Source organism: Phyllobacterium myrsinacearum (genome assembly GCF_014138285.1).
Lineage (GTDB): Bacteria > Pseudomonadota > Alphaproteobacteria > Rhizobiales > Rhizobiaceae > Phyllobacterium > Phyllobacterium myrsinacearum_A.
Window position 1 is genome coordinate 57,653 of sequence record NZ_JACGXN010000014.1, and the last position, 22,585, is coordinate 80,237.

The 22,585-nt window shown below is 53.6% G+C and carries 23 protein-coding genes; 6 read left to right on the forward strand and 17 right to left on the reverse strand.

Annotated features, from left to right (window positions below; genetic code table 11):
- From FHW16_RS25120 to FHW16_RS25130, 3 genes are read right to left on the reverse strand one after another with little or no spacing between them, the layout of a single operon-like run.
- The gene (locus tag FHW16_RS25120; RefSeq protein ID WP_182552011.1) at positions 1 to 753 is read right to left on the reverse strand and encodes an ABC transporter ATP-binding protein; all 753 of its coding nucleotides are present in this window, start codon (positions 751 to 753) and stop codon (positions 1 to 3) included.
- Positions 713 to 1,528: an ABC transporter permease gene (locus FHW16_RS25125; RefSeq protein WP_246711944.1), complete on the reverse strand. Its 816-nt coding sequence runs from the start codon at positions 1,526 to 1,528 to the stop codon at positions 713 to 715. Before FHW16_RS25125 ends, FHW16_RS25120 begins: the two co-directional genes overlap by 41 nt.
- Complete coding sequence (locus FHW16_RS25130) at positions 1,529 to 2,509, reverse strand: ABC transporter substrate-binding protein (RefSeq protein ID WP_182552012.1); 981 nt, start codon at positions 2,507 to 2,509, stop codon at positions 1,529 to 1,531.
- Positions 2,510 to 3,071: 562 nt separating this feature from the next.
- Here FHW16_RS25130 and FHW16_RS25135 point away from each other — a divergent pair.
- Positions 3,072 to 3,461 carry a c-type cytochrome gene (locus tag FHW16_RS25135; RefSeq protein WP_182552013.1) on the forward strand — a complete coding sequence of 130 codons (390 nt, stop codon included), beginning with the start codon at positions 3,072 to 3,074 and terminating at the stop codon, positions 3,459 to 3,461.
- Positions 3,462 to 3,501: 40 nt separating this feature from the next.
- On the opposite strand, the gene FHW16_RS25140 is transcribed toward FHW16_RS25135, so the two are convergent.
- Genes FHW16_RS25140 through FHW16_RS25180 form a run of 9 tightly spaced genes read right to left on the reverse strand, consistent with a single transcriptional unit; the run spans position 3,502 to position 12,664 of the window.
- Positions 3,502 to 4,059, reverse strand: a complete 558-nt coding sequence (locus FHW16_RS25140) for a thioredoxin family protein (protein WP_182552014.1) — start codon at positions 4,057 to 4,059, stop codon at positions 3,502 to 3,504.
- A 15-nt stretch (positions 4,060 to 4,074) separates the two neighbouring features.
- Positions 4,075 to 4,764, reverse strand: a complete 690-nt coding sequence (gene rpe / locus FHW16_RS25145) for a ribulose-phosphate 3-epimerase (protein WP_182552015.1) — start codon at positions 4,762 to 4,764, stop codon at positions 4,075 to 4,077.
- Positions 4,761 to 5,699 carry a CbbX protein gene (gene cbbX, locus FHW16_RS25150; RefSeq protein ID WP_246711945.1) on the reverse strand — a complete coding sequence of 313 codons (939 nt, stop codon included), beginning with the start codon at positions 5,697 to 5,699 and terminating at the stop codon, positions 4,761 to 4,763. Before cbbX ends, rpe begins: the two co-directional genes overlap by 4 nt.
- Complete coding sequence (locus FHW16_RS25155) at positions 5,692 to 6,111, reverse strand: ribulose bisphosphate carboxylase small subunit (RefSeq protein ID WP_182552016.1); 420 nt, start codon at positions 6,109 to 6,111, stop codon at positions 5,692 to 5,694. Before FHW16_RS25155 ends, cbbX begins: the two co-directional genes overlap by 8 nt.
- A 10-nt stretch (positions 6,112 to 6,121) precedes the next feature.
- A complete protein-coding gene (locus tag FHW16_RS25160; RefSeq protein ID WP_182552017.1) occupies positions 6,122 to 7,582 on the reverse strand; it encodes a form I ribulose bisphosphate carboxylase large subunit in 1,461 nt (486 codons plus the stop codon).
- 29 nt (positions 7,583 to 7,611) lie between these two features.
- The gene (gene fba / locus FHW16_RS25165; RefSeq protein ID WP_182552018.1) at positions 7,612 to 8,691 is read right to left on the reverse strand and encodes a class II fructose-bisphosphate aldolase; all 1,080 of its coding nucleotides are present in this window, start codon (positions 8,689 to 8,691) and stop codon (positions 7,612 to 7,614) included.
- Between the two features lie 2 nt (positions 8,692 to 8,693).
- A complete protein-coding gene (tkt, locus tag FHW16_RS25170) occupies positions 8,694 to 10,718 on the reverse strand; it encodes a transketolase (protein ID WP_182552019.1) in 2,025 nt (674 codons plus the stop codon).
- Positions 10,719 to 10,728: 10 nt separating this feature from the next.
- Positions 10,729 to 11,601 carry a phosphoribulokinase gene (locus FHW16_RS25175; protein ID WP_182552020.1) on the reverse strand — a complete coding sequence of 291 codons (873 nt, stop codon included), beginning with the start codon at positions 11,599 to 11,601 and terminating at the stop codon, positions 10,729 to 10,731.
- Between the two features lie 13 nt (positions 11,602 to 11,614).
- On the reverse strand, positions 11,615 to 12,664 hold the full coding sequence (locus FHW16_RS25180) for a class 1 fructose-bisphosphatase (RefSeq protein ID WP_182552021.1): 1,050 nt from the start codon (positions 12,662 to 12,664) through the stop codon (positions 11,615 to 11,617).
- A gap of 121 nt (positions 12,665 to 12,785) precedes the next feature.
- Between FHW16_RS25180 and FHW16_RS25185 the strand changes: the two genes are divergently transcribed.
- The gene (locus tag FHW16_RS25185) at positions 12,786 to 13,733 is read left to right on the forward strand and encodes a LysR family transcriptional regulator (protein WP_182552022.1); all 948 of its coding nucleotides are present in this window, start codon (positions 12,786 to 12,788) and stop codon (positions 13,731 to 13,733) included.
- A gap of 243 nt (positions 13,734 to 13,976) precedes the next feature.
- Here FHW16_RS25185 and choX read toward each other — a convergent pair whose 3' ends face one another.
- The gene (choX, locus tag FHW16_RS25190) at positions 13,977 to 14,900 is read right to left on the reverse strand and encodes a choline ABC transporter substrate-binding protein (protein ID WP_432652088.1); all 924 of its coding nucleotides are present in this window, start codon (positions 14,898 to 14,900) and stop codon (positions 13,977 to 13,979) included.
- A 159-nt stretch (positions 14,901 to 15,059) separates the two neighbouring features.
- Between choX and FHW16_RS25195 the strand changes: the two genes are divergently transcribed.
- From FHW16_RS25195 to FHW16_RS25210, 4 genes are all read left to right on the forward strand, one after another.
- Positions 15,060 to 15,944: a LysR substrate-binding domain-containing protein gene (locus FHW16_RS25195; RefSeq protein WP_182552024.1), complete on the forward strand. Its 885-nt coding sequence runs from the start codon at positions 15,060 to 15,062 to the stop codon at positions 15,942 to 15,944.
- A 561-nt stretch (positions 15,945 to 16,505) separates the two neighbouring features.
- Positions 16,506 to 17,177, forward strand: a complete 672-nt coding sequence (locus FHW16_RS25200; RefSeq protein WP_182552025.1) for a response regulator transcription factor — start codon at positions 16,506 to 16,508, stop codon at positions 17,175 to 17,177.
- Positions 17,177 to 18,505, forward strand: coding sequence for a sensor histidine kinase (locus FHW16_RS25205; RefSeq protein ID WP_182552026.1), 1,329 nt, complete (start codon positions 17,177 to 17,179; stop codon positions 18,503 to 18,505). Before FHW16_RS25200 ends, FHW16_RS25205 begins: the two co-directional genes overlap by 1 nt.
- A 229-nt stretch (positions 18,506 to 18,734) precedes the next feature.
- Complete coding sequence (locus FHW16_RS25210) at positions 18,735 to 19,559, forward strand: DUF3313 domain-containing protein (RefSeq protein WP_246711946.1); 825 nt, start codon at positions 18,735 to 18,737, stop codon at positions 19,557 to 19,559.
- A 180-nt stretch (positions 19,560 to 19,739) separates the two neighbouring features.
- Here the strand turns inward: FHW16_RS25210 and FHW16_RS25215 are convergent, their stop codons facing one another.
- Genes FHW16_RS25215 through FHW16_RS25230 form a run of 4 tightly spaced genes read right to left on the reverse strand, consistent with a single transcriptional unit; the run spans position 19,740 to position 22,574 of the window.
- Complete coding sequence (locus tag FHW16_RS25215) at positions 19,740 to 20,414, reverse strand: 4-carboxy-4-hydroxy-2-oxoadipate aldolase/oxaloacetate decarboxylase (protein ID WP_182552028.1); 675 nt, start codon at positions 20,412 to 20,414, stop codon at positions 19,740 to 19,742.
- A gap of 23 nt (positions 20,415 to 20,437) precedes the next feature.
- On the reverse strand, positions 20,438 to 21,169 hold the full coding sequence (locus tag FHW16_RS25220) for an amino acid ABC transporter ATP-binding protein (RefSeq protein WP_182552029.1): 732 nt from the start codon (positions 21,167 to 21,169) through the stop codon (positions 20,438 to 20,440).
- Positions 21,166 to 21,876 (reverse strand): amino acid ABC transporter permease, encoded by a 711-nt coding sequence (locus FHW16_RS25225; RefSeq protein ID WP_182552030.1) that lies wholly within the window; start codon positions 21,874 to 21,876, stop codon positions 21,166 to 21,168. Before FHW16_RS25225 ends, FHW16_RS25220 begins: the two co-directional genes overlap by 4 nt.
- A complete protein-coding gene (locus FHW16_RS25230; RefSeq protein WP_182552031.1) occupies positions 21,876 to 22,574 on the reverse strand; it encodes an amino acid ABC transporter permease in 699 nt (232 codons plus the stop codon). Before FHW16_RS25230 ends, FHW16_RS25225 begins: the two co-directional genes overlap by 1 nt.
- Positions 22,575 to 22,585 lie beyond the last annotated feature (11 nt).

Consider the following 22,585-nt stretch of genomic DNA (forward strand, 5'->3'; position numbering starts at 1 on the left):
TCAGATACCCCTGCCCGCGAACTTTGCATTGAACGAACGCAGCAGATCCGCTTTGACCTGCGCATTGCGGCTCTGTCGTGGAACCCTGATATCGAAGGTTCCAATGACGCGCGCCGGCCGATCCGAGAATACAATAATCCGGTCCGACAGCATGATTGCCTCCTGCAGATTGTGAGTCACCATAAGTGCTGTCGTCGGGTGCTCTGACCAAACGGACATGAGCAGATGGCGAAGCTGTTGTGCTGTTGCCTCGTCCAGCGAAACGAAGGGCTCGTCAAGCAGCAGAATGTCCGGTTCGATTGCCAGCGCTCGCGCAATCGCCACCCGCCGCGCAAGACCAAGAGACAGTTCGCCAGGATAGAATGCCCGCATCCTGGCTAATCCCAGAATGCTGAACAAACCGTCGAGGTTCGTGTTTTTTAAATGCTTCGGCAGTGCCAGCCGCACGTTTTGTTCTACCGAACGCCAGGGCAGCAGCGTAGGCTCCTGAAACACCGCACCGATGCGAGGTTCTACCGATCCAGGCAACTGAACCGTCCCCCGATAATTACTCTCAAGCCCAAGTAAAATGCGCAATGTAGTCGTCTTGCCGCATCCAGAGGGGCCCAGAATGCAGGCAAACTGGTTCTGTTCTACGTCGAAATGCAAATCACACAGCACATCAATCGCTTCGCCGTTCGATGAACGAAACGATTTTTCCTGGATATCAACTTCAAGCCGGTCGACGACGCCAACGCGTTGATGTGTGTTCAAGAGGCTGTACCACCACAAGTTCGATGAAAAGCATTACCGCAACGAACGCCAGCGTATAGGCGAGAATTGCGGCAACATCGAAGAGTTGAAAAAACAGATTAATCTGGAATCCGATACCATTGGATCGCCCCATGAGCTCGACAACAAGAACAATCTTCCAAATCAGTGAAATGCCAGAACGCGCAGTTGCTGCGATATAAGGTTGCAACTGCGGTAACAGGACATGCCGCAAACGATGGAGTGCGCTGAAACGGTAAACATGCGCCATCTCGGCATAGCGCGGGTCGAGCGCACGCGTTCCTTCTCGCATCGTCACGACTACATTGGGAATTTTGTTCAAGGCAACAGCACCAATCGCCGCCGCCTCGTTCAGGCCAAACCAGATATAGGCCAGGACGATGATGACGAGCGCCGGGACATTCAGGAAAAGAATGAGCCAAGGGTTGAAAAACTGATCAGCACGTCGATGACTGCCCAGAAAAACACCGATCACTGATCCGATAACCATCGCAAGGAAGAACGAGGCCACGACGCGACACAGGGTGATCGCCAAATGATAGGGTAAATCGCCGTTCGCGGTTTCGCTTACAAATTTTTGCAGGACAAGCAGCGGGGCAGGAAAGGATCGACTTGGCCATATCGCAGCGCCAATATGCCAGACGAATATGAGTGCCGCGAAAGACAGCAATACCACGATAGGCGAGGTCCACCGTCGCGATTGCGGTAAAAGCATCGTCTTTACTGTGCCCTGCTGCTCAGTGGAAACGGCTGCCATCTATCTCGCCCTCCAGAACGTACCGGAAGCCAGTGTTGCTGCCGGCCCAACAAGTCGTGGGCCGCCGAGTTCCGCAAGAACCGCATAGAGCTTTTCCGCGTCCGCTTGCTCGTCATTGATGGGTCGTGAAGGGATACCTTCGCGATACCGTTCACGCAAAATCGCGAGTTCACGGCCTTCCGCTTTTATCACTGGCGCAAGCCTTAGCCATTCCGCATCGGAACCGCCGAGAAGCACTTTCGCATCACCACTAGCCTTTATGAATCCGGCAATAGCCTTGGGATGGGCATTTGCCCAGCTATCATGGAATATGTAGCCCAGAGCCGACACGGTGCCGGTAGCGCCAAGAGCCTTTGCGGCATCGCTCGTACTGATCACCCGATGAAAGCCGTCAGCTTCCAATCTCGCGCAGAAATTCCAGAAATTCAGAACAGCATCAAGCTCGTTCTGCTGCGCTTTTTCGGCCAGCAATGGCGGGGCACCATAGACAATTTCGTTCTGCTCAGCCAGATCGAGCGACTGACGTTTGGCAAGCCCCTGAAGGAGTAGCCAGCTCTTGTCGAGAGGCCCGCCTGCAACGCCGATTTTCTTGCCCTTCAGATCGGCAAGACTTTTGACTGGTGACCCGTCGCGAACCATGAGCGCACCCACCGAGGTGGAATATGGCGCGAAAGCCAAGTCTTCACCTGACGTCCGCTGACGCGATACCCAAAGCCAATCCGAGACGATTATATCCACATCCCCCGCCATCATCGCGACATTGGTCGCGTCCTCACTGGCGAAGAAATGAACGTCCACATTCACATCATATTTCTCATCGAGCTTGTGGTGTTTGATCGTGTCGAGCTCCCAGTTCACCGTACCGAATTTGAGGACACCGACACGCACGGTTTCCGCAGCCTGGCTTTCTTGTGCGTTGCCGGCAAGCAGTGCGAGCAACAAGCAGAAGATGCGCAGAAAATATTGAAGCTTATCTGTCACAACGTCAGCTCATTTGTGGGATAGGTGCATTTCCAGCGAGCGACGCGATGTTTCGGATGCTCTTCCGTCCATTTGGCAATTTCGGCCGGTGCCAGGAACATGCAATTGAGAAGATTTCCCTTGTTCTCAAAATGCAGACGTTCCTCCCGGCAATTTGACGGGTTGGACACAAGACAGACTGTTAAGATGAGTTCGACAACATCCATTCGGCACCTCTCATCCCACTCCCATCCCGCAATTCCCCCGATCATGCGAGGCGAATTGACGGAACCAGAAGGCGTTCGTCGGATTTCCCAAGGTGCCCGATGAGAAATATCCTTGGCAAATTACGGCTCCCGCCCGCCGCCGTCAATCATGCCCTCAAAGGAAAACGCAATCGTGATACTGCGGCGTTATTTCTGCTGCATGGCGATTGACTTATGCAATGTCACGGGTAACGTTTCGGAATGCTATGATCAGCCATTCGTTGAACAAAAAGATCAGGCTAAAATGGTGGTGCCAATGCATGGAAATTGGCACCAGTCTTCGTCTAGGGCACCCTTGGCGAAAATGAGGAAATGCCATGCGATATTCTGTACTGCTGATGGGTATGTCAGTTGCAGTTCTGTCAGTTATTGGAGCCCGTGCTCAGGATGCGGGTGATGTCACGGCGGGAGCGACAGTTTTCAAGAAATGTATGGTCTGCCATGTGGCAGACACGGACAAGAACAAGGTCGGACCATCTCTTAATGGTCTACTTGGGAGAACTGCCGGCACACACCCGGGATTCAGCTACTCACCGGCGATGAAGGCCGCAGGCGCAGGCGGTCTGATATGGGACACTGCCACATTACGTGATTATCTGCACGATCCAAAGGCCAAGGTGCCAGGCACGAAGATGGCCTTTCCCGGCCTGAAAGATGACACGGATATTTCCAACCTTGAGGCCTATCTCAAACAATACTCGAAATAACAGTTTTGCCGCCAGTCTGACAGCTGGCGGCATTGCTCCTTCAGGCGTTCTCGCGCCATTTTATCGAGCAACCAACCGAAGCGACCTGTTCGCGTGGTCCTTGTCCTGAAAGTGCAACCTGCCGCATCGCCTCGAACAGATCCCGTCGCAGATCAGTTATCCCTTCCTGCTTGCGCGATCCATCCAGCCGTCCACGATATTGCAATTCGGAATTTGCGTTGAATCCGAAAAAGTCAGGTGTGCAAACTGCACCATATTCTCGTGCAACTGTCTGGTCTGTGTCATGCAAATAGTGAAAGGGGAAAGCATTTTCCTGCGAGAAAATCTGCATGTTCCCATAGGAATCGGCGGGATATGACGCTGCATCATTGGCATTGATAGCAACGAAGCCAACGCCCAGCTCTTTGAGATCCTTTGCATCACGCATGATGCGCTGAATGACTGCTTTTACATAGGGACAATGATTGCAGATGAAGGCGATGACAAGTCCGCGGGCTCCCGCCTGAGCCAAAATGGAATGTTGTTGGCCATCCGTGCCCATCACGCTTGCATCTACAGCTCTCCAGCCGAAATCACACAGAGGTGGTATCGCTGCCATCTTCGTCCTCTCCTGTCACGCCGCCTTCCGGTGCCGGGCATTGTCGGCAGCGCTGCGGATGGCAGCAATATTATCAGCATAGGCCGCCTTGCTGTTTCCCTTGAAAATAGCAGAACCAGCGACAAGAATGTCAGCTCCGGCAGCCGCCACCAGCGGGGCCGTTTCCGGCGTTACACCTCCGTCGATTTCGATATGAATCGGACGGCTACCGATCAGAGCCTTCAAACGCCGTGTTTTCTCAACAACCGACGGAATGAATGCCTGACCGCCAAATCCTGGATTGACAGTCATCAAAAGCACAAGATCGAGCCGATCCAGCACGTACTCGATTACAGTTTCCGGCGTAGACGGGTTAAGCGATACGCCCGCTTTCTTGCCGAGATTACGAATGGTTTGCAGCGAACGGTCCAGATGTGGTCCTGCTTCCGCATGAACTGTTATGAAATCACATCCGGCATCGGCAAAAGCGCCCAGATAGGCATCCGCCGGTGCGATCATAAGATGGCAATCGAACACCGCTCCGGTTCGGCCACGGATCGCTTTTATGACTTGAGGACCGAAGGTAATATTGGGAACAAAATGCCCATCCATCACGTCAAGATGTATCCAGTCAGCTCCAGCCTCAATGACATCTTCCACCTCTTCACCCAGTCTGGAAAAATCCGCAGAAAGAACGGACGGCGCTATGAGTGTCTTCTGGTTCATGGCTTTTGATCCTCCATACCAGACATTGCAAATACACGGCTGTTCCTGATATCGGCGGCCGTAATCGTTGACAGAGTTACGGCATCGGTTGGTCCGTTGGATGCTTCAAACAGCCGGTTTGCCTGCCGCAAGCGCGCCCGGTCCAGTGCATTGCGGATGGAACGGGCATTGGCGAAATGCGGCTGTTGACGACGCCGCTCGATATAATCAGCCATGATGGTGCGGCCCTCCGTGTCGAAGCTGTAGTTCTGTTTCGTCAGCATGGTTTCGGCAATACTGAGCAACTCGCCGGAGCTGTAATCCGGAAAATCGATATGGTGCGCAATGCGTGAGCGGAAACCGGGATTGCTCTCGAAAAACTTGTCCATGCGGTCGGCATAACCTGCCAGGATCACCACGAGATCGTCGCGCTGGTTTTCCATAACCTGAAGCAATATCTCGATGGCTTCCTGGCCGTAATCGCGCTCGTTCTCCTGCCGGTGCAGATAATAGGCTTCGTCGATGAACAACACGCCGCCCATGGCTTTCTTCAATATTTCTTTCGTCTTTGGTGCCGTGTGACCAATATATTGACCGACCAGATCGTCACGTGTGACCGAGACGAGATGACCTTTGCGGATATAGCCAAGACGGTGCAGGAGATCCGCCATGCGCAAAGCCACGGTGGTTTTTCCGGTCCCCGGATTACCACTGAAGCTCATATGCAGGGTCGGCGTCTCGTGGGCCAAACCCATTCGCCGCCGCGCCCGCTCCACCAAAAGCAAGGCGGCTGTCTCCTTGATCCGCAGTTTGACCGGCTTCAGGCCGATCAGATCTCGATCAAGTTCGTCCAGCACGTCCTTGACGCCGGATTCGACATATTCGGCGCGCAGGTCGATGGCAGCGGGAATGTTCTCGCCGCCATTCTCCAGCTGCATGATGCTGGCGTCAGCCATAACGCTGCCCCGCGGGCTTGTCGGTTGCATAGGATCTTGTCGTATAGCGGACGACGCGACCTTCACCTTCCTGACGCGCGAGATGGAAGCCCGGTTCCTCTGCAGGTCTGTTGACGAGGAACGAGAGTTTGACCGATTCCCAGCCGTGGGAATTGTCAAAGGCGACCATTCGAATGTAGCTGTCGCCATAAACCTTGCGACATTCCTTCAATTCCATGATCAATGCCGCCGCATCCGGATTGTCGAACATGGGATGTCCCCACATGTCCCAGTATGTATTGCGGGGATGCGGGTCATCGGTGAATTCGAGACTGACCGCCCAGCCATTGTCGATGCAATATTGCGCTTGCTTGGCGATCTGCCCGTCGGTGAGGTCGGGCAGAAACGAGAATGCCCCCTGGGTAATACGCATATCTCTTCTCCTATTCAGCTGCTGTTGCCGTTGGAACGAAATCCGGCGAGTCGGTTGAGGTATAGTTGAAGGAAACATCCTTCCAGACTTCGAGCGCCTGCTGCAGAGGCTGGCAACTGCGCGCCGCCATCCGCAGAATTTCCGGCCCTTCGCGCAGGATGTCCCGGCCTTCATTGCGTGCAAGAACCATACATTCGAGTGCAACGCGGTTGGCAGTAGCTCCGGCCGCGATACCGAGCGGATGGCCGATAGTGCCGCCCCCGAACTGCAGAACCACATCTTCGCCCAGAAGATCGAGAAGCTGATGCATCTGGCCGGCATGAATACCGCCCGACGCCACCGGCATCATCTTGTTGAGAGAAGCCCAGTGCTGGTCGAAGAACACGCCGTTCTCGAGCCGCATCGGGTTGAAGTCTTCACGGCAAATATCATAGTAGCCCCGCGTGGTTGCCGGATCACCTTCGAGCTTGCCAACCACCGTGCCGGCATGAATATGATCTACCCCCGCAAGGCGCATCCATTTGGCAATGACACGGAACGAGACGCCGTGTGACTTCTGCCGCGTATAGGTGGAATGGCCAGCGCGATGCAGATGCAGTATCATGTCATTGCGACGCGCCCACTTGGCCATTGATTGAATAGCCGTATAGCCGATCACCAAGTCAATCATGACGATGTTGGACCCGAGTTCTTTGGCAAAATCGGCGCGTTCGTATATATCCTCCATCGTCGCTGCCGTAACGTTGAGGTAACTACCCTTGATTTCGCCCGTGGCAGCCTGTGCCTTGTTCACCGCCTCCATGCAGTAGAGGAACCGTTCGCGCCAATGCATGAAGGGTTGAGAGTTGATGTTCTCATCATCCTTGGTGAAATCCAGGCCGCCTTTCAGTGCCTCATACACAACACGCCCATAATTGCGACCGGACAGTCCAAGCTTCGGCTTTACGGTCGCGCCAAGCAGCGGGCGACCGAACTTATCGAGGCGTTCGCGTTCAACGACGATCCCTGTCGGCGGACCCTGGAAGGTTTTGACGTAGGCGACAGGCAGGCGCATATCCTCCAGCCGCAGTGCTTTAAGCGGCTTGAATCCGAAGACATTGCCGATGATCGACGCCGTCAGATTGGAGATGGAACCCGGTTCAAACAGATCCAGATCGTAGGCAATGTAAGCGAAATATTGGCCTTCCCCATTGGGAACCGGATCAACGCGATAAGCCTTGGCGCGATACTTTTCGGTTGCTGTGAGCCGATCTGTCCACACAACGGTCCAGGTTGCAGTTGACGATTCACCTGCAACGGCAGCCGCCGCCTCGATCGGGTCAACACCATCCTGCGGTGTAATGCGAAAAAGTGCGATAATATCAGTGTCTTTCGGTTCATAATCGGGCTCCCAATAACCCATCTTCTTGTATTCCATGACACCGGACCTGTAGCGATCCTTTCCTGTGACCGTTTCTGACTTGTTTGACATGAGAAGGTCCTTTCCATTTCATTCAAAACTTAAGCAGCCTGTGCTGCGGAGATTTGTGGATCGAGCTTGCCGGCGGCATAGCGTTTGGCCATGTCATCGAGACCGACGACTTTGATTTTGAAAGCATGGCCTGCCGTACCAAACCGTTCGAACCGGTCCCGGCAGAGATCGCGCATGGCATCCATGGCGGGTTTCAAAAATTTGCGTGGATCAAACTCGGCCGGATTTTCGACGGCTATCTTGCGGAACTGTCCGCTCATCGCCATCCGGCAGTCCGTATCAATATTCACCTTACGCACACCATGGCGAATACCCCGTTCTATTTCTTCCACGGGCACGCCATAGGTTTGCGGCATGTCGCCGCCAAACCGGTTGATGATGTCCTGCAAGGGTTGCGGAACCGACGACGATCCATGCATGACCAGATGCGTGTTCGGCAGTTTGCGATGAATTTCCTCAATCACACCCATAGCCAGAATGTCACCGTCCGGTGCGCGCGTGAACTTGTAGGCGCCATGCGACGTGCCGCAGGCAATTGCGAGGGCGTCAACCTTGGTACGCAGGACAAAATCAACCGCCTGATCCGGATCGGTCAGCAACTGATCATGGCTCAGAATTCCGCTTGCACCGTGCCCGTCCTCGGCTTCTGCTTCGCCACTTTCCAGTGAGCCAAGCACGCCAAGCTCGCCTTCCACAGAGACACCAAGCCAGTGGGCTATCGATGTAACTCGTTTGGTAATCCCAACATTGTATTCGTAGGAGGCTGGCGTGGCCGCATCCGCTTCGAGCGATCCGTCCATCATCACCGAGGTAAACCCATGCCGAACGGCAGTCATGCAGGTGGCCTCGTCATTGCCGTGGTCCTGGTGCATGCAAACGGGAATGGTTGGATACATCTCGACTAAAGCATCGATCATCCGCGCCAGCATGATGTCCTTGGCGTAGGATCGCGCACCACGTGATGCCTGCAGAATAACGGGTGCCTCACAGGCCGCCGCAGCTTCCATCACGGCGAGTCCCTGCTCCATATTGTTGATGTTGAAAGCAGGGACGCCATAGCCGTGCTCGGCCGCATGATCGAGCAATTGTCGCAGTGTAATACGGGCCATCGTCAATACTCCTTCTCGCTGATAAGTTTACGCGCAGTGGCAACAATGTTTTCGGGTGTGATGCCGAAATGACGGTAGAGGTCCGGTGCCGGGGCGCTGGCGCCAAATCCCTGCATGCCAATGAAAGCACCCTTGTCCCCGATCCAGCGGTCCCAGCCCAGACGGGCGGCAGCCTCGATACCGATGCGTGGCGCAGCGGCCAGAACAGATCGCCGATAGCCCGACGTTTGCGCTTCGAACAATTCCCAAGACGGCATGGAAACAACAGCCGCTGCAATCTTGTATTGTGCTCGCAGAATATCGGCAGCAGTGCAGGCAATCTCGACCTCCGAGCCTGTCGCCAGCAATGTCACGGCGCGGGGCTCGGCTGTTTCACGCAGGACGTAAGCGCCGCGCGTTGACCGGTTTTCCTCAGTATAAGCATGACGCAGCATCGCAAGATTTTGGCGGGACAGGACGATGACGCTCGGCCGGTCACTGTATTTTAATGCCAGTTCCCAGCATTCTGCGGTCTCGATAATATCCGCTGGCCGGAATACATTGATACCCGGCGTGGCGCGCAGCATGGCAAGATGTTCGACTGGCTGGTGCGTTGGACCATCTTCGCCAAGACCAATCGAGTCATGTGTCATGACGTAGATGACCTGCTGTCCCATGAGGGCGGAAAGGCGCATGGCTCCCCGTGCGTAATCGGCAAATGCCAGGAACGTGCCGCCATAGGGAATAAAGCCGCCATGCAGGGCAAGACCGTTCATCGCCGCAGCCATGCCATGCTCACGGATGCCATAATGAATATAGCGGCCAGAGAAATTCTTCGCCGAAACGTCACGCATTCCAGGCGTAACGGTCAGGTTCGAGTGGGTCAGATCGGCAGAGCCGCCAATGGTCAAGCTTGTGCCGTTGTTGATGACACCAAGCACCATTTCCGAAGCCTTGCGGGTGGCAACCTTGGTTGCCTTCTCGACGTGCTCCCGGCGAAAGGCCGAGAGCTCCTCAAATAGTTTCTCAGGCAATTGCTTCAGGATCGCTTCCTTCAGATCACCCCCAAGTGGGGATGCCGCCATCCGCACGCACCATTCACGCCGCGCATCGGCGCCGCGCCGTGCAACGTTACGCCATGTCTTGATGACCTCTTCGGGAACATGGAACGGCTGATGCAGCCAATCGATGGCTTGCCGTGCAGCGGCAATCTCTACATCACCCAGCGGTGCACCATGGGTCTTTTCTGTTCCCTGCAGGTTTGGCGCACCCTTTCCGATAATTGTCCGACACGAAATCAGGGATGGCCGGTCGGACACCCTGGCATTGGCGATTGCCTGCGCAATTTCATCGCAATCGTGACCGTCAATTTCCTGCACGTCAAAACCGGCAGCCTTGAACCGTGCCATCTGATCCATTGAGGTCGATAGCGATGTTGGACCATCGATGGAGATGGAATTATTGTCCCAAAACACGATAAGTTTCGATAATCTCAGATGACCGGCAAGATCGATTGCCTCATGACTGATGCCCTCCTGCAGACATCCATCTCCAGCAATTACATAGGTATGGTGATCAACGATATTCTCGCCAAACCGCTCGGTGAGAAGCCGCTCTGCCAGCGCCATACCCACTGCTGTGGCGATGCCTTGTCCAAGCGGGCCGGTTGTCATTTCGATGCCCTGCGCATGACCATATTCGGGATGACCGGCCGTCTTTGCGCCCAGCTGGCGAAAGCGTTGTAGTTCCTCGATCGGCATGTCCGGATAGCCGAGCAGATAATGCAGGGCGTATTGCAACATCGAGCCATGCCCGGCTGACAGAATAAACCGGTCGCGGTCAGGCCACTGCGGATGCAAGGGGTCGAGTTTGATGAACCGGTTAAAAAGAACCGTGGCGACATCGGCCATGCCCATTGGCATGCCGGGATGACCGGAATTTGCTTTCTGAACGCTGTCCATGACCAGTGCGCGGATCGCGTTCGCCATATCGCGTTCTAAAACGGTGTCGGCATCGATTTTTTCTTGCAGCAGCGCTTGAGTATTCATCGTCTTCTCCTCACGAGGCACGGTTTTTGCGTTCGATCAACTGCATGATCAGCGGCGTCAGGATGAGTTGCATGGCGAGATCCAGCTTGTTGCCAGGCACGACAATCGAATTTGCCCGCGACATGAAGGAATTGTTGATCATCGAGAGCAGATAGGGGAAATCGATCCCGCGAGGTCTGGCAAAGCGGATGACCAGCATTGACTCGTCCGGCGTGGGTATCCACCGGGCAATGAAAGGGTTGGACGTATCGACAATCGGCACGCGCTGGAAATTGATGTCCGTCAACGTGAATTGCGGCGTGATGTAGCGGACATAATCCGGCATGCGGCGCAGTATGACATCCATCACTGCCTCGGTGGAGTAACCGCGCGTCGAGCGGTCGCGATGGATCTTCTGGATCCATTCGAGGTTGATGACGGGGACAACGCCGATCTTCAGATCTGCGTGACGGGCAAGATTGACACCTTCGGTCACCGCGCAGCCGTGCAGTCCTTCATAGAAAAGCAATGTACTCGGCGGGAATTCCCGCCATTCGGTGAAGGTGCCCGCCGGTGTGCCGTAAAGCTCGGCTTCCTCGTCGTCATGAATGTAGGTACGGGTCTTGCCTGTCCCCTTGCGCCCATATTCCTCAAATGTCGCGTCGAGCTCGTACAACTCATTGGCATCAGCATTGAAATGCGTGAAGTTGGGATTGCCCTTGCTTTCCTCTTCCGCAACCTTCGCCTTCATGGCGTTGCGGTCATATTTGTGAAATGCGTCACCCTCGATGAATGCAGCGTCAATGTTCTCGCGACGGAAAATCTGTTCGAAAATCCGCTTCACTGATGTTGTGCCTGCACCTGACGAGCCGGTGATGGAGATGATCGGATGCTTTGCCGACATGATTGACCTCCCCTCAGGCCCTGAACAGGCCACGGTTGCTGAAGAGCGGTGCGCGTTCGCCAATATTGCTGGGTTCGGTATGATAGCGGCCAATCCGGGCTACCTCCCGAGCCGAACCAAAAACGAACGGAACCCGCTGATGCATGGTCTGAGGCGTCAGACCGAGAATCCGGTTTGCTGTATCTGTCGCGCCTCCACCTGCTTGCTCGACGAGAAAAGCGATGGGATTCGCCTCGTAGATCAACCGTATACGGCCATCGCCATAACCTTTGCGCTTGTCACCGGGATAGAGAAACACTCCGCTACGAATGAGAATGCGATACGTCTCGGCAACCAGCGATGCGATCCATCGCATGTTGAAATCACGTTCGCGCGGGCCCTCGCTGCCCTTCAGGCAATCATCGACATAAAGCTGCACTGCCTCGTCCCAGTGCCGATAATTGGCCGCGTTGATGGCAAACTCATGCGAATGAGCTGCTATCACGATGCTGTTGTAAGCTTGCACGAAGGTTCCAAGCCGACTTGAAAAGACGAAAATGTGCGTGCCACTGCCGAGCGTCATGACAAGAGCGAGTTGCGGGCCGTAGATGAAAAAACCGGCAGCGAGCTGGCAATCGCCCTTTTGAAAAAACGATGCGCCAGGCTCGCTGTTCGGATCGCCGGCCACTGGGAGAATGGAAAAGATAGTTCCAATCGAAACATTCGTGTCGATATTCGACGAGCCATCGAGCGGATCAATAGCCAGTGCCAGCGGTGCAAGAGGATTCAACAGCGCCGGATGCAACAGCTCTTCAGAACCGTAGAGGGCAACAGGAGCCTGCCGCGCCGCTTCGAGAAACATGTCGTCAGCAAACACGTCCAGCCCCTTTTGCGGATCGCCATCGGCATTCCTATGGCCAGTCCTCCCGGCAAAAGCCTTTCCGAGTGTTCCCTGATTGACGACGCTGCGTATCTTGACTGCAGTCAAAGCAAGTTGGCGCAGAACGGCGGCAACCGATGCACGCAAGGGATCGTTATGTTCCGCATAAGATCCAAGAAAGGCGTCCAATGTCGCCATGGTCATGGTCGTCCTCCCATGCCTGATCGTCTTCTCCGTCAGACTTCAGTGCTAAGGGATCATTGATAGATAACTAAGTAAAATTTAATATATTTACGTATTAGATAAAATTTATTAATCTCGCAGTATGCGCAATCTGAATCTCAAACAGTTACGGGCGATACAGGCAATCAAACGGCATGGGACAATTGTCGCTGCTGCCAATGATTTGGGACTGACCCCTCCTGCTGTGACCATTCAGCTTAAGCTGGCTGAGGAAGATGCCAGTATTATTCTTTTTGATCGTACCAATGAGGGGCTGCGCCCCACCGCTGCCGGTCTTGCGTTTCTAGATGCCGCACAGATGATCGAAGAAAGGCTACGCCTCCTTCGCGATGAGATTGATGCAATCAAGGGTTTGCGGGTTGGCACCCTATCCTTGGGCGTGGTCTCGACAGCCAAGTACTTTGCTCCACAACTCATGGCGATTTTTGCGAAGGAACATCCCGATATTGTCGTCAAACTGGCAATCGGAAATCGAGCAGAAATAATTGACAGTTTGAAAAACCATGCCGTAGATCTTGCCTTGATGGGCCGGCCGCCAAAAGACGTCCCTCTACGTTCAGCGGTTTTTGGCGATCATCCGCTGGTGATGATCGCCGCGCCGGATCACCCGCTGGCCAAATGCCGCGACATAACGAAAGAGCGCATCGCGCAGGAAGATTTTCTGATCCGCGAACCTGGGTCCGGAACCCGCATTTCTTTGGAGATTTTTCTGAGCGAACTGCCGGGACGTATTGATGACCTTGGCACCGAAATGTCCTCGAACGAAACAATCAAACAGGCTGTCATGGCGGGACTTGGCATAGCTTTCATTTCGGCGCACACAATTGCACTCGAACTGGAGGTCGGCAAGCTGGTGATACTGGATGTGGCTGGCATGCCCATTCGCCGCCAATGGTTTTCCGTTGTGCGAACAGACAGGACATTGTCGCCGGCCATGCATGCTTTTCAGGATTTTCTCAATCGCAAGGGCGCACAATGCCTGCCTTCCATAGACCGGCTCTATTCCATGGCAGGTGCACAAATTTCCTAATGTCAACGCGCTCAAACCAACAAGAACGACAGCGGAAAATACGGCGATATTCGAACCATCTGACGCGTGCCTCGCAGTAGTGCATGCTTGGAATGACATATATGTTGGTCAGCTATGGTGCGGATGTTATCGGCCCATGGGCGACCGGCACCAAGAATCGCTTTGAGGCGTACAAAACATTCACAAATAGATGGCCTACAACCTTGGTCCTGTTCGAAAATGCCAGTGATACGCGCCTGTGCCCTAGAGTTTGAGCGACGCGCGAACGGCGTCAATACCCGGTGCACCATCGAACGTCGTCACATCTTTGAGCCAGACGTTGAGTTGATCGGGATGCCCTTTGATCCATTCCTTCGCAGCGGCCGTTCCCTCCTGCCCGTCATCCAGAATCTTTCCCATGAGGGCATTCTCGGCGCTAAGATCAAAAACGAGATTCGTGAAAAACTTTGCCGCGTTTGGACATTCACCGGACCAGCCTTTGCGGGCCAAGGTGTAGACTTCTGCGCCGCCATAATTAGGACCAAAGTAGGCGTCACCCCCATCCAGATACGTTAAATCGAATTTCGTGTTCATTGGGTGCGGGGCCCATGCCAGAAAAGCGATCCACTTCTTCCCGCGATTTGCCCTATCGACCTGCGCAAGCATTGCCTGTTCGCCCGATTCAACCAACTTCCAGCCACTCAGAGAAAACTTTTCGTCTCCAATAATTTTCTCAATATTCTGATTTGCAGGCGCACCCGGTTCAATGCCATAAATTTTGCTTTCGAATTGATCCGCATGTTTCGAGAGATCCGCAAAGCTCTTCACGCCTTCAACTGCGACATAGTTCGGAACGGCGAGCGTAAACTTTGCGCCAACCAGATTTTTCACGATCACTTCCACAGCGCTGGCTTTGTCGAGATCATCCCGAAACTTCTGCTGAGCCGGCATCCAATTCCCAAGAAACACATCCGTTTCTTTGTTTTTCAGTGCTTCATATCCAATCGGAACCGACAAGCTTTTGACGTCGGCCTTGTATCCAAGGCCTTCAAGCAGCACGGTCGCAATAGAATTTGTGGATGTGATGTCAGTCCAGCCAGGGTCGGAGAGCTTTACTGTTGCGCAACCTGGAGAGTCGGCTGCAATTGCCGAACCCTGGGTGAACAGGGCGGCCGCCAAAGCGAACATTAAAGGTTTGAATTTGGACATGTGTTTTCCTGATCTTTGGTAACAGACGCATTCAGATCGCGAAATAATTTATCACTGTATTTGACTGACGCCGATAGAAGCATCAAATTTAACAACGTTAAATCCCGATAAATTTGATCGAAGTGATAAAGGTTACTTATGACAGGCATGTTTTATAATCTGGGCAGTATTCGTGTTTTAGAAACGGTCGGAAGATTAAAAAATTTAACTCGAGCCGCCACCGAATTGGGAATGACGCAACCTGCGATAAGTTACCAAATTCGTCAGATGGAAGAGAGCATCGGCATCCCGCTGTTCAAGCGCCTGTCAAAGGGAGTGGCAATGACGCCGGAAGGACAGCTCCTGTATGACGCTGCTTGCAGCGCAATCATCCCGATCGATGTTGCTTTGAACAAGCTTGCTCACCGCAAACCCGTTTCCACAATCCACATATTTACGGATTATGGTTTCGCCACATTCCAGTTGATGCCCCGTATAGCAAATTTCCGTAATCAGTTTCCTGATCTTGATGTTCGCATCATCGCCTCATCCGAACGCCAATCGCTGCCTGATACCGATATAGACGTATCCGTCATTTTCGGATCAAGAGATGATGTCTCTCACGACGCCGAACAGCTGTTCGTTGAAGACGTGACGCCAGTTTGTTCGCCGGGATTCCTGGAGAAAAACGGTCCATTCTTCACCTTATTCGAGTTGGCTGCCGCCACGCTGCTGCATCTCGATAACCCCGGAAACAGCCGCTGGTTCACGTGGCAAAATTGGTTCGACACAGCAGGGCTTGACCACCCATTAAAAACAATTGGACTTTCGATGAATACCTACAGTCTCGTTCTTGATGCGGCTATTGCCGGACAGGGAATAGCGCTGGGGTGGAAGGGACTTACAGATCGAGCAATCGCTCTTGGAACACTGACCCCTGCCTTTGATCTTTCCCTGAAAAGCCGCAATGGATATTGGCTGTCATACAGCAATGGCATCACAGACGAGAAGAAAGCATTGATTAATCGATTGGTTGGATTGTAGATCTGACTGCGATTGCAGCGCCATTCATCATGTGCAGCAGAAGCAGCCATGCGCGATTTGACTGTTGCCTGATCATATCAAAACGCTCTTGCAGCTCGCGCAGTTTGATCGTCATTCCCACCATGCCATGCGCGTAGGACATCGTGGTAATCCATGGTTGCGAATCGCCGTGCAGACCTGATGTATTTCAGTGGCCCTGCTCCCGATTGACCAAGTGCCAACTCGTGGTCACGCACTTACAGCATCGAGTTTTGTAAACCTATATTGCTCTTTTCCACCTTGGCAAACGTAATGCTCCCGTAATTCACGCGGCTCCAGTCTGGGATGATTATTATTATCTTGAGGACAAAAATCCATGTCTCTTCGCGGTTTCTATTTTTATCATTTCCTCCGCAGAATTCTTCAAACAACCATAATTCTGGGATTCCTGTGGGCAGGACCAATGATGATCCTTTTTTTGAGATAAATTCGAGCCTTGGGGCTGAGCCTGGAACCGCGGCGCACTACCGGCTTATCACATGTCTCTGTTGCGACTGACCTGCAATAAAAAGGGCATCGTTGATGCGAGTCTTACTCATTGAAGACGAGAAGGAATTGGCTGCAGCGTTATCGGTGACGTTGGGTAAACAAGGAATACTTGTCGACCATACGACGCGTATGGCTGACGCGATTGAACTGACACGCCAGCATGATTACGATACGATCTTGTTGGACCGTAGACTGCCCGATGGCGAGGGATTGACTTTTATCCAATGGCTGAGACGCACAGGTGCCGATACGCCAATTATCGTTCTGACCGCCCACAATCAGGCATTGGAACGCATCGAAGGCCTCAATCTGGGCGCCGACGACTATATTGGAAAGCCCTTCCTCGTTGAAGAGTTGATAGCCCGGATGCGCGCTATCCTGCGACGAGCGGTAAATCTAGCAGAACCTGCAATTAGCTTGGGTGCGTTGGTCATCGACCCGCTTCATCTCAGCGTTTCGGTTCACTCGCTTCCCTTTGATCTGCCAAGGCGTGAACTTCTGCTTCTTCTTGCCCTTGCCAAAAATCGGGAAAAAACCGTGCGTCGGTCAACATTGGAAGCCGCCGTCTATAATTATCAGGATGAGATTCAATCCAACGCACTGGATGTACATATTTTCAGACTCCGCAAGCGGCTGACGGATGCCAGAGCTGACGTTACTATTCATAACATACGGGGCATCGGCTTTCTTCTGAAAGAAACGTGATGAAAGACACGAGTATCTCCCTTTGGTGGAAGCTGAGTTGGCAGTTGAGCCTGGTGCTCTTTTTCATCATTACCATTGTCATCATGGGCCTGTGTATTTACGGCCTTACGGTTCTCACACCCAATTTGGCCATTGAAAAAAATATCAGCCATTTGATAAGGGACGCCGTTACACGGGACGCGCAGGGCCGGTTTGTGATACGCGATACACCGAACCTCAATTCCTTCAAGGCCCAATACAGTGATTTATGGTATGTAGCTGCAACCGTTGATGGGGCTTATATCACCTATGGAGCTGTCCCCACTCCCTATTCTGCTCTCGCACCTTATGTGCATTTCTTTCGAGATGCGGACATACGGGGAGCCGCCGGCACCAATGAGATCGCATCCATTGAACCCGTGAATACGAGGGTCGGCAAAGTAAGCATCCTCATCGGCGGTGTCGCTGGCAAAGGCTGGCCTTTTCTTGTGCTTTTGAAAGAAATTTACCCAATTTATCTACCGCTTTTGGCCCTGGCTTTGCCTGCAGTCTTTCTCGCTGTGCCCCGGATCGTGCAGCGAACCCTGTCAGGAGTGAGAAAAGTCGCCAAAGAAGCATCTGAAATTGAAGCGCAAAGCTTTCATGCACGCCTTCCGGTCAGCGAAATTCCGAAAGAGATTGTTCCTCTTGTCACGGCGTTCAATGGTCTGCTCGGACGTCTCGATGATGAGTTTCACAAGCGCCAGCGCTTCCTGCTTGACGCGGCGCACGAGCTTCGCACGCCAATCGCCATCATTCAGGCAAGGATTGAAGGATTGCAGGCTGGACAACATCGCGTGCGATTGCTTGATGACGTCGCACGGCTGAATGACACCGCTGAGCAACTCCTTGATTTTGAACGTAATACCCAAGGAGCCGAATTGCACCAGAATATTAATCTGGTAGAGATTGCCAGCAACGTTGTCGCCGACCTCGCACCCCTGGCTATTGCAGCCGGGTATACCGTCTCTTTTCAGAGCGAGACTGAATATGTTGAGCGTTTCGGCAATCCTTCTGATCTATCCAGAGCAATCAGCAACTTGTTTCGCAACGCGGTCGATCACGGAGAGAACCGAGGCATGATCCATGTCACAGTTTCAGCAGGGGGCGATATTACCGTAGCTGATGAAGGTCCGGGCATACCGGTTGAGCATCAACAACTTGTCTTTGAACCATTCTACCGGATTACGCCTCGAAGCACCGGAGCGGGCCTGGGATTGAGCCTTGTAAAGCAGATTGTAGCGAACCATCACGGCCACGTTACGATCGGGAATGCCTCGCCTGGCACACAAGTGACCATAGAACTCTGATCTGACGCTGACACCTCATAGTCATCATGCCCTCCAGTTCTGGCGGGCATTTTGGTAAAATTGCCAAGGCTTAGTTTCATTGTGATTTATGAAATCCCGTAATGCTGCGGTAATTCTCCGTTCGCCAATGTCCGTCGCGTATCAACTATGGCGGAGCCAAAAAAACATGCGCGTCACATTTTTCTTCCACTCTGCAACCCTGTGCGTCGGTTGATTGCAGATGTCTCATATGAAAGCTCTGCAATTGGCAATGCCGCTGGTGCTTGCATTGAGTGGCTGCGCTTCCGTGCCCTTAAAGGAAGGAGGAACGCTATCTTCTTACAGCAACCTCGGTGCTTCCAAAGGCAGCCTCTCGAAGTCACGTACGTATGTAGATGGGCAAAGCCTGATAACGGCGAAGACAGTCAGTATTGAGCCTACAACCTTCGCATTCAGTGCGGCATCCCGCATCAAAACAGAAGCCGATCGGACATTGGTTTCAAACGCAGTGGACCGGGCACTTTGCGTCTCACTCAGTGACAAGTATCAAATCATCTCGTCCGACTTGTCTGCCGATTTGAACATCCGATCTGTTGTCACCGATATTGTACCAACGAACAAGACGATGGCGGGAGTAGCCACGGCTGTAACCTTGGGTTCCAGTGCCGTCCTGCCCGTAAGCGTTCCGCGTCTTCCCGTGGGCCTCGGAGGACTGGCAGTTGAAGCGGAAGCCGTCGACAACACCGGTGTCCAGCGAGCAGCAATATTGTGGGCGCGCGGTGCGAATTCAATTCAGAATACCCCTCGGGTCTCGGAGGTCGGAGATGCATATAGTCTGGCATCAAAGTTCGGCAATGAGTTCTCCCAGATTCTCATCAGCGGAAAAGAGTCAAAAGGGCTGAATATCAAATTGCCCTCGGGCCAACGGATGAAATCCTGGCTAGGCGGCAAACCAAAATACGTCGCGTGCGACGCGTTTGGCCGAAGTCCTGGCATAGCCGGAATAATTGCTGACAAAATAGGCGCGCCGCCGCAATGGACTGACAGGCGGCCGAAGGGAGCTGCGCCGCTCTAAGTGACACATCCCAATAGGCATATGTTCGTCTGCCCTGCCCTCGCGGGTATAAGACAGCATTTTACGTCCCGTTGGGAAAAGCAATTGAGACATTCAGCAAGGGTGACTTCCTGATCGCGGTGGTCACCGCAATTGTCGTGGCACTCTGCCCATGGAGATATCGCCTAAAGGGATAACCGACTAAAGATCGACCACGAGGCCTTTGGCTTTGAGAACCGGATCGAGATTGCTGACCTCGATGACAGACTTTCCAGCTCTGTAAGCGGCAATATATCCAGCTTCAGCATCCTCGCGCGCCTGGGCGAGTTTGGCCACGGCAAAGGCTTCATCGCTTCGAACAACGACAAGCCCGTCAGCGTCGCCAACAATAATGTCGCCCGGGTAGACCAGTTCATCACCGATCGTGATCGGATCATTCACGGCTGCAAGCGTTTCCTTGACCGTCCCCTTGATACAGACACTCAGGGAAAAGACCGGAAGGCCGAGGCCACGAAGCTGCAGAGTGTCCCGAACGCCGGTGTCGGTCACCAGACCGCCGATACCCTTGGCAAGGCAGGCATTTGCAAGAACATCTCCAAAGGATCCGGCTTCTTCATAGTCGCCGGCGGACACTACAATGATATCACCTGGCATAGCGTAGTTGATGGCAAGCTGGAGCATGATGTTGTCGCGCGGCGCACACTTCACCGTGAAGGCCGGGCCACACAACTTCATCCGATAGTCGACCGGCTTTAGTCGCGAAGAAAGAGCGCCCCTGCGCCCTTGCGCCTCGTGCAATGTTGCAGGCGAGAATTTAGCAATGGCCTCGACAGCTGCTGAGCTCGGGCGTTCGGGTATTTGCTTGATATGGATCATGATAGCCTCTGTGTGGTGTGGTTCTAGTGGTTTTTCTGGATGGCCGAAAGGAATCCCCGCACGTCCGGGTGGGTCTCGGAGGAGAAGAACAGCTCGGGCTGGGCGTTAAAGGTCAACTTACCATTCTTCAGGAACCAGACGCGGTCGGATACCTCACGAGCGAAGCCCATTTCGTGGGTCACGCACATCATGGTGAGGCCCTCTCCGGAAAGCTGACGAAGCAGCCTGAGCACTTCACTGACCATCTCTGGATCGAGCGCACTGGTTGGCTCGTCGAGGATAAGCACCTCCGGCTTCAGCATCAGGGACCGGGCGATTGCGACACGTTGCGACTGACCACCGGAAATGTCGGCAGGAAGTGCGTTCGCCTTGTCCGCCAGTCCCACGCGTTCGAGCATCAGCAGCGCTGCAGGCAGGGCTTCCTTGCGCGATTGCTGGTGGATCCGGCGCAAGGGCAGCATTACATTGTCTACGACGGTCAGATGGGGAAACAGGTTGAACTGCTGAAAGACAAAGCCAATGCCGGTTCTCAGTGTATTCACGTTGACCGACTTGGCGTTGATATCCATGCCGCCTACAGTGATAGTACCCTCCTGGATTGGCTCCAGCCGGTTCACCGTTCGCACCAGCGTCGATTTTCCCGACCCTGAGGGCCCGCACAGTACAATCGTCGTTCCCTTATCGACGGTCGCAGAAATCTCCTTGATGACCTTAAGGGATCCAAACCACTTGGAAACGGCTTGAAATTCGATCATGCCACCGCCTCCACGATCACGCGTCCCGTTCGCCGGTTCGCGATCCGCCTTTCCAGCCAGTTTGTCGCCTGACTCAGCGCAAAGCAGAGGATGAAATATGTGGCGGCCAAAATCCCGAAGATCTGAAGCGGCTTGGTCACCTCGTTCGAGTTGACCTGCAGCATTACATAGGAAAGTTCCGACACGGCGATGATCGATCCTAGCGACGATTCCTTGATGATGGTCGTCAACTGATTGACGATGCCGGGAATGACATTGAAAATCGCCTGCGGCAGGATCACACGGAAAGTTGTGGGGATATAACTGAGCCCAAGAGCTTTGGCCGCTTCGGTCTGCCCATTGGGTAGTCCCTTAATACCTGCCGCGATGATCTCCCCAAGATAGGCGGTTTGATAGATAACGATCGCAATGATCAGCGTATAGGTTGCGTCGATTGGAAAGCCGATAACCATCGGCAGCGCAAAATACGCCCAGAAGATCAACATCAACAGTGGAATGGCGCGCACACAATGCACGAAGCCGCTGGCCACAGCCTTAAGCGGACGCGACTGGGCGGTTCGTGCCAGCGCGATCAGAACGGCACAAGGAAAGGTGACGGCAAGGCTCACGATTGAGATGATCAGCGTCAGGGCAAGACCGCCCAGCTTCCCATGCGGATATTCGCCAATCAGTAGCATGAGACCATAGTCCCGGATGATTTCCAGCATTATTTCACCCTCAACCGGAACCGGTCGGATAGGACCGAGGTGAGCCACATGATCACAAATGAAATCAGCATGTAGATTGCCGTCGCTATCCCGTAGGCCTCGAAAATCCGGAAGGATTGCTCTTCGATATAGCGTGCCTGATAACTCAGTTCCGCAACGCCTATACCGGCAGCAAGACTTGTGCCTTTAAAGAGGATCAACGTTTGACCGAGCAGCGCTGGAAGCGCCAAGCGCCAGGCCTGTGGCAGAATGACCCAGCGCATCGCGCCCAGATAGGTCAAGCCGATCGAACGGGCCGCCTCCATCTGCGCGGGATGGATCGAGCGCATACCGCTACGGAAATCTTCGGACATATACGCAGCCTTGTTGAGCGCCAACGCCACGATTGCATAGCCAATCTCCGCCCCGATATCGTTCAGATATTCATTAACGGCATCGGGCAGCACGACGGCAAACCCGAAGTACCAGACAAACAACTGGATCAGCACCGGAACATTCCGGTGATATTCCACGAAAGCAGCGACAAGTAATTGTGTTGGCCGGAACTCAACGGCCCGAACGACAGTGAGGACGATCGCGAGCAACAGCCCAAAAAACCACGACAGGACGAATAGAACCATTGTCGTCTGAATGCCCTGCAGGATGAGATCCAGATACTCACCCTGCAGGATTTTACTAAAATCGAGCTGGTAACCCATGATGCTAGCTC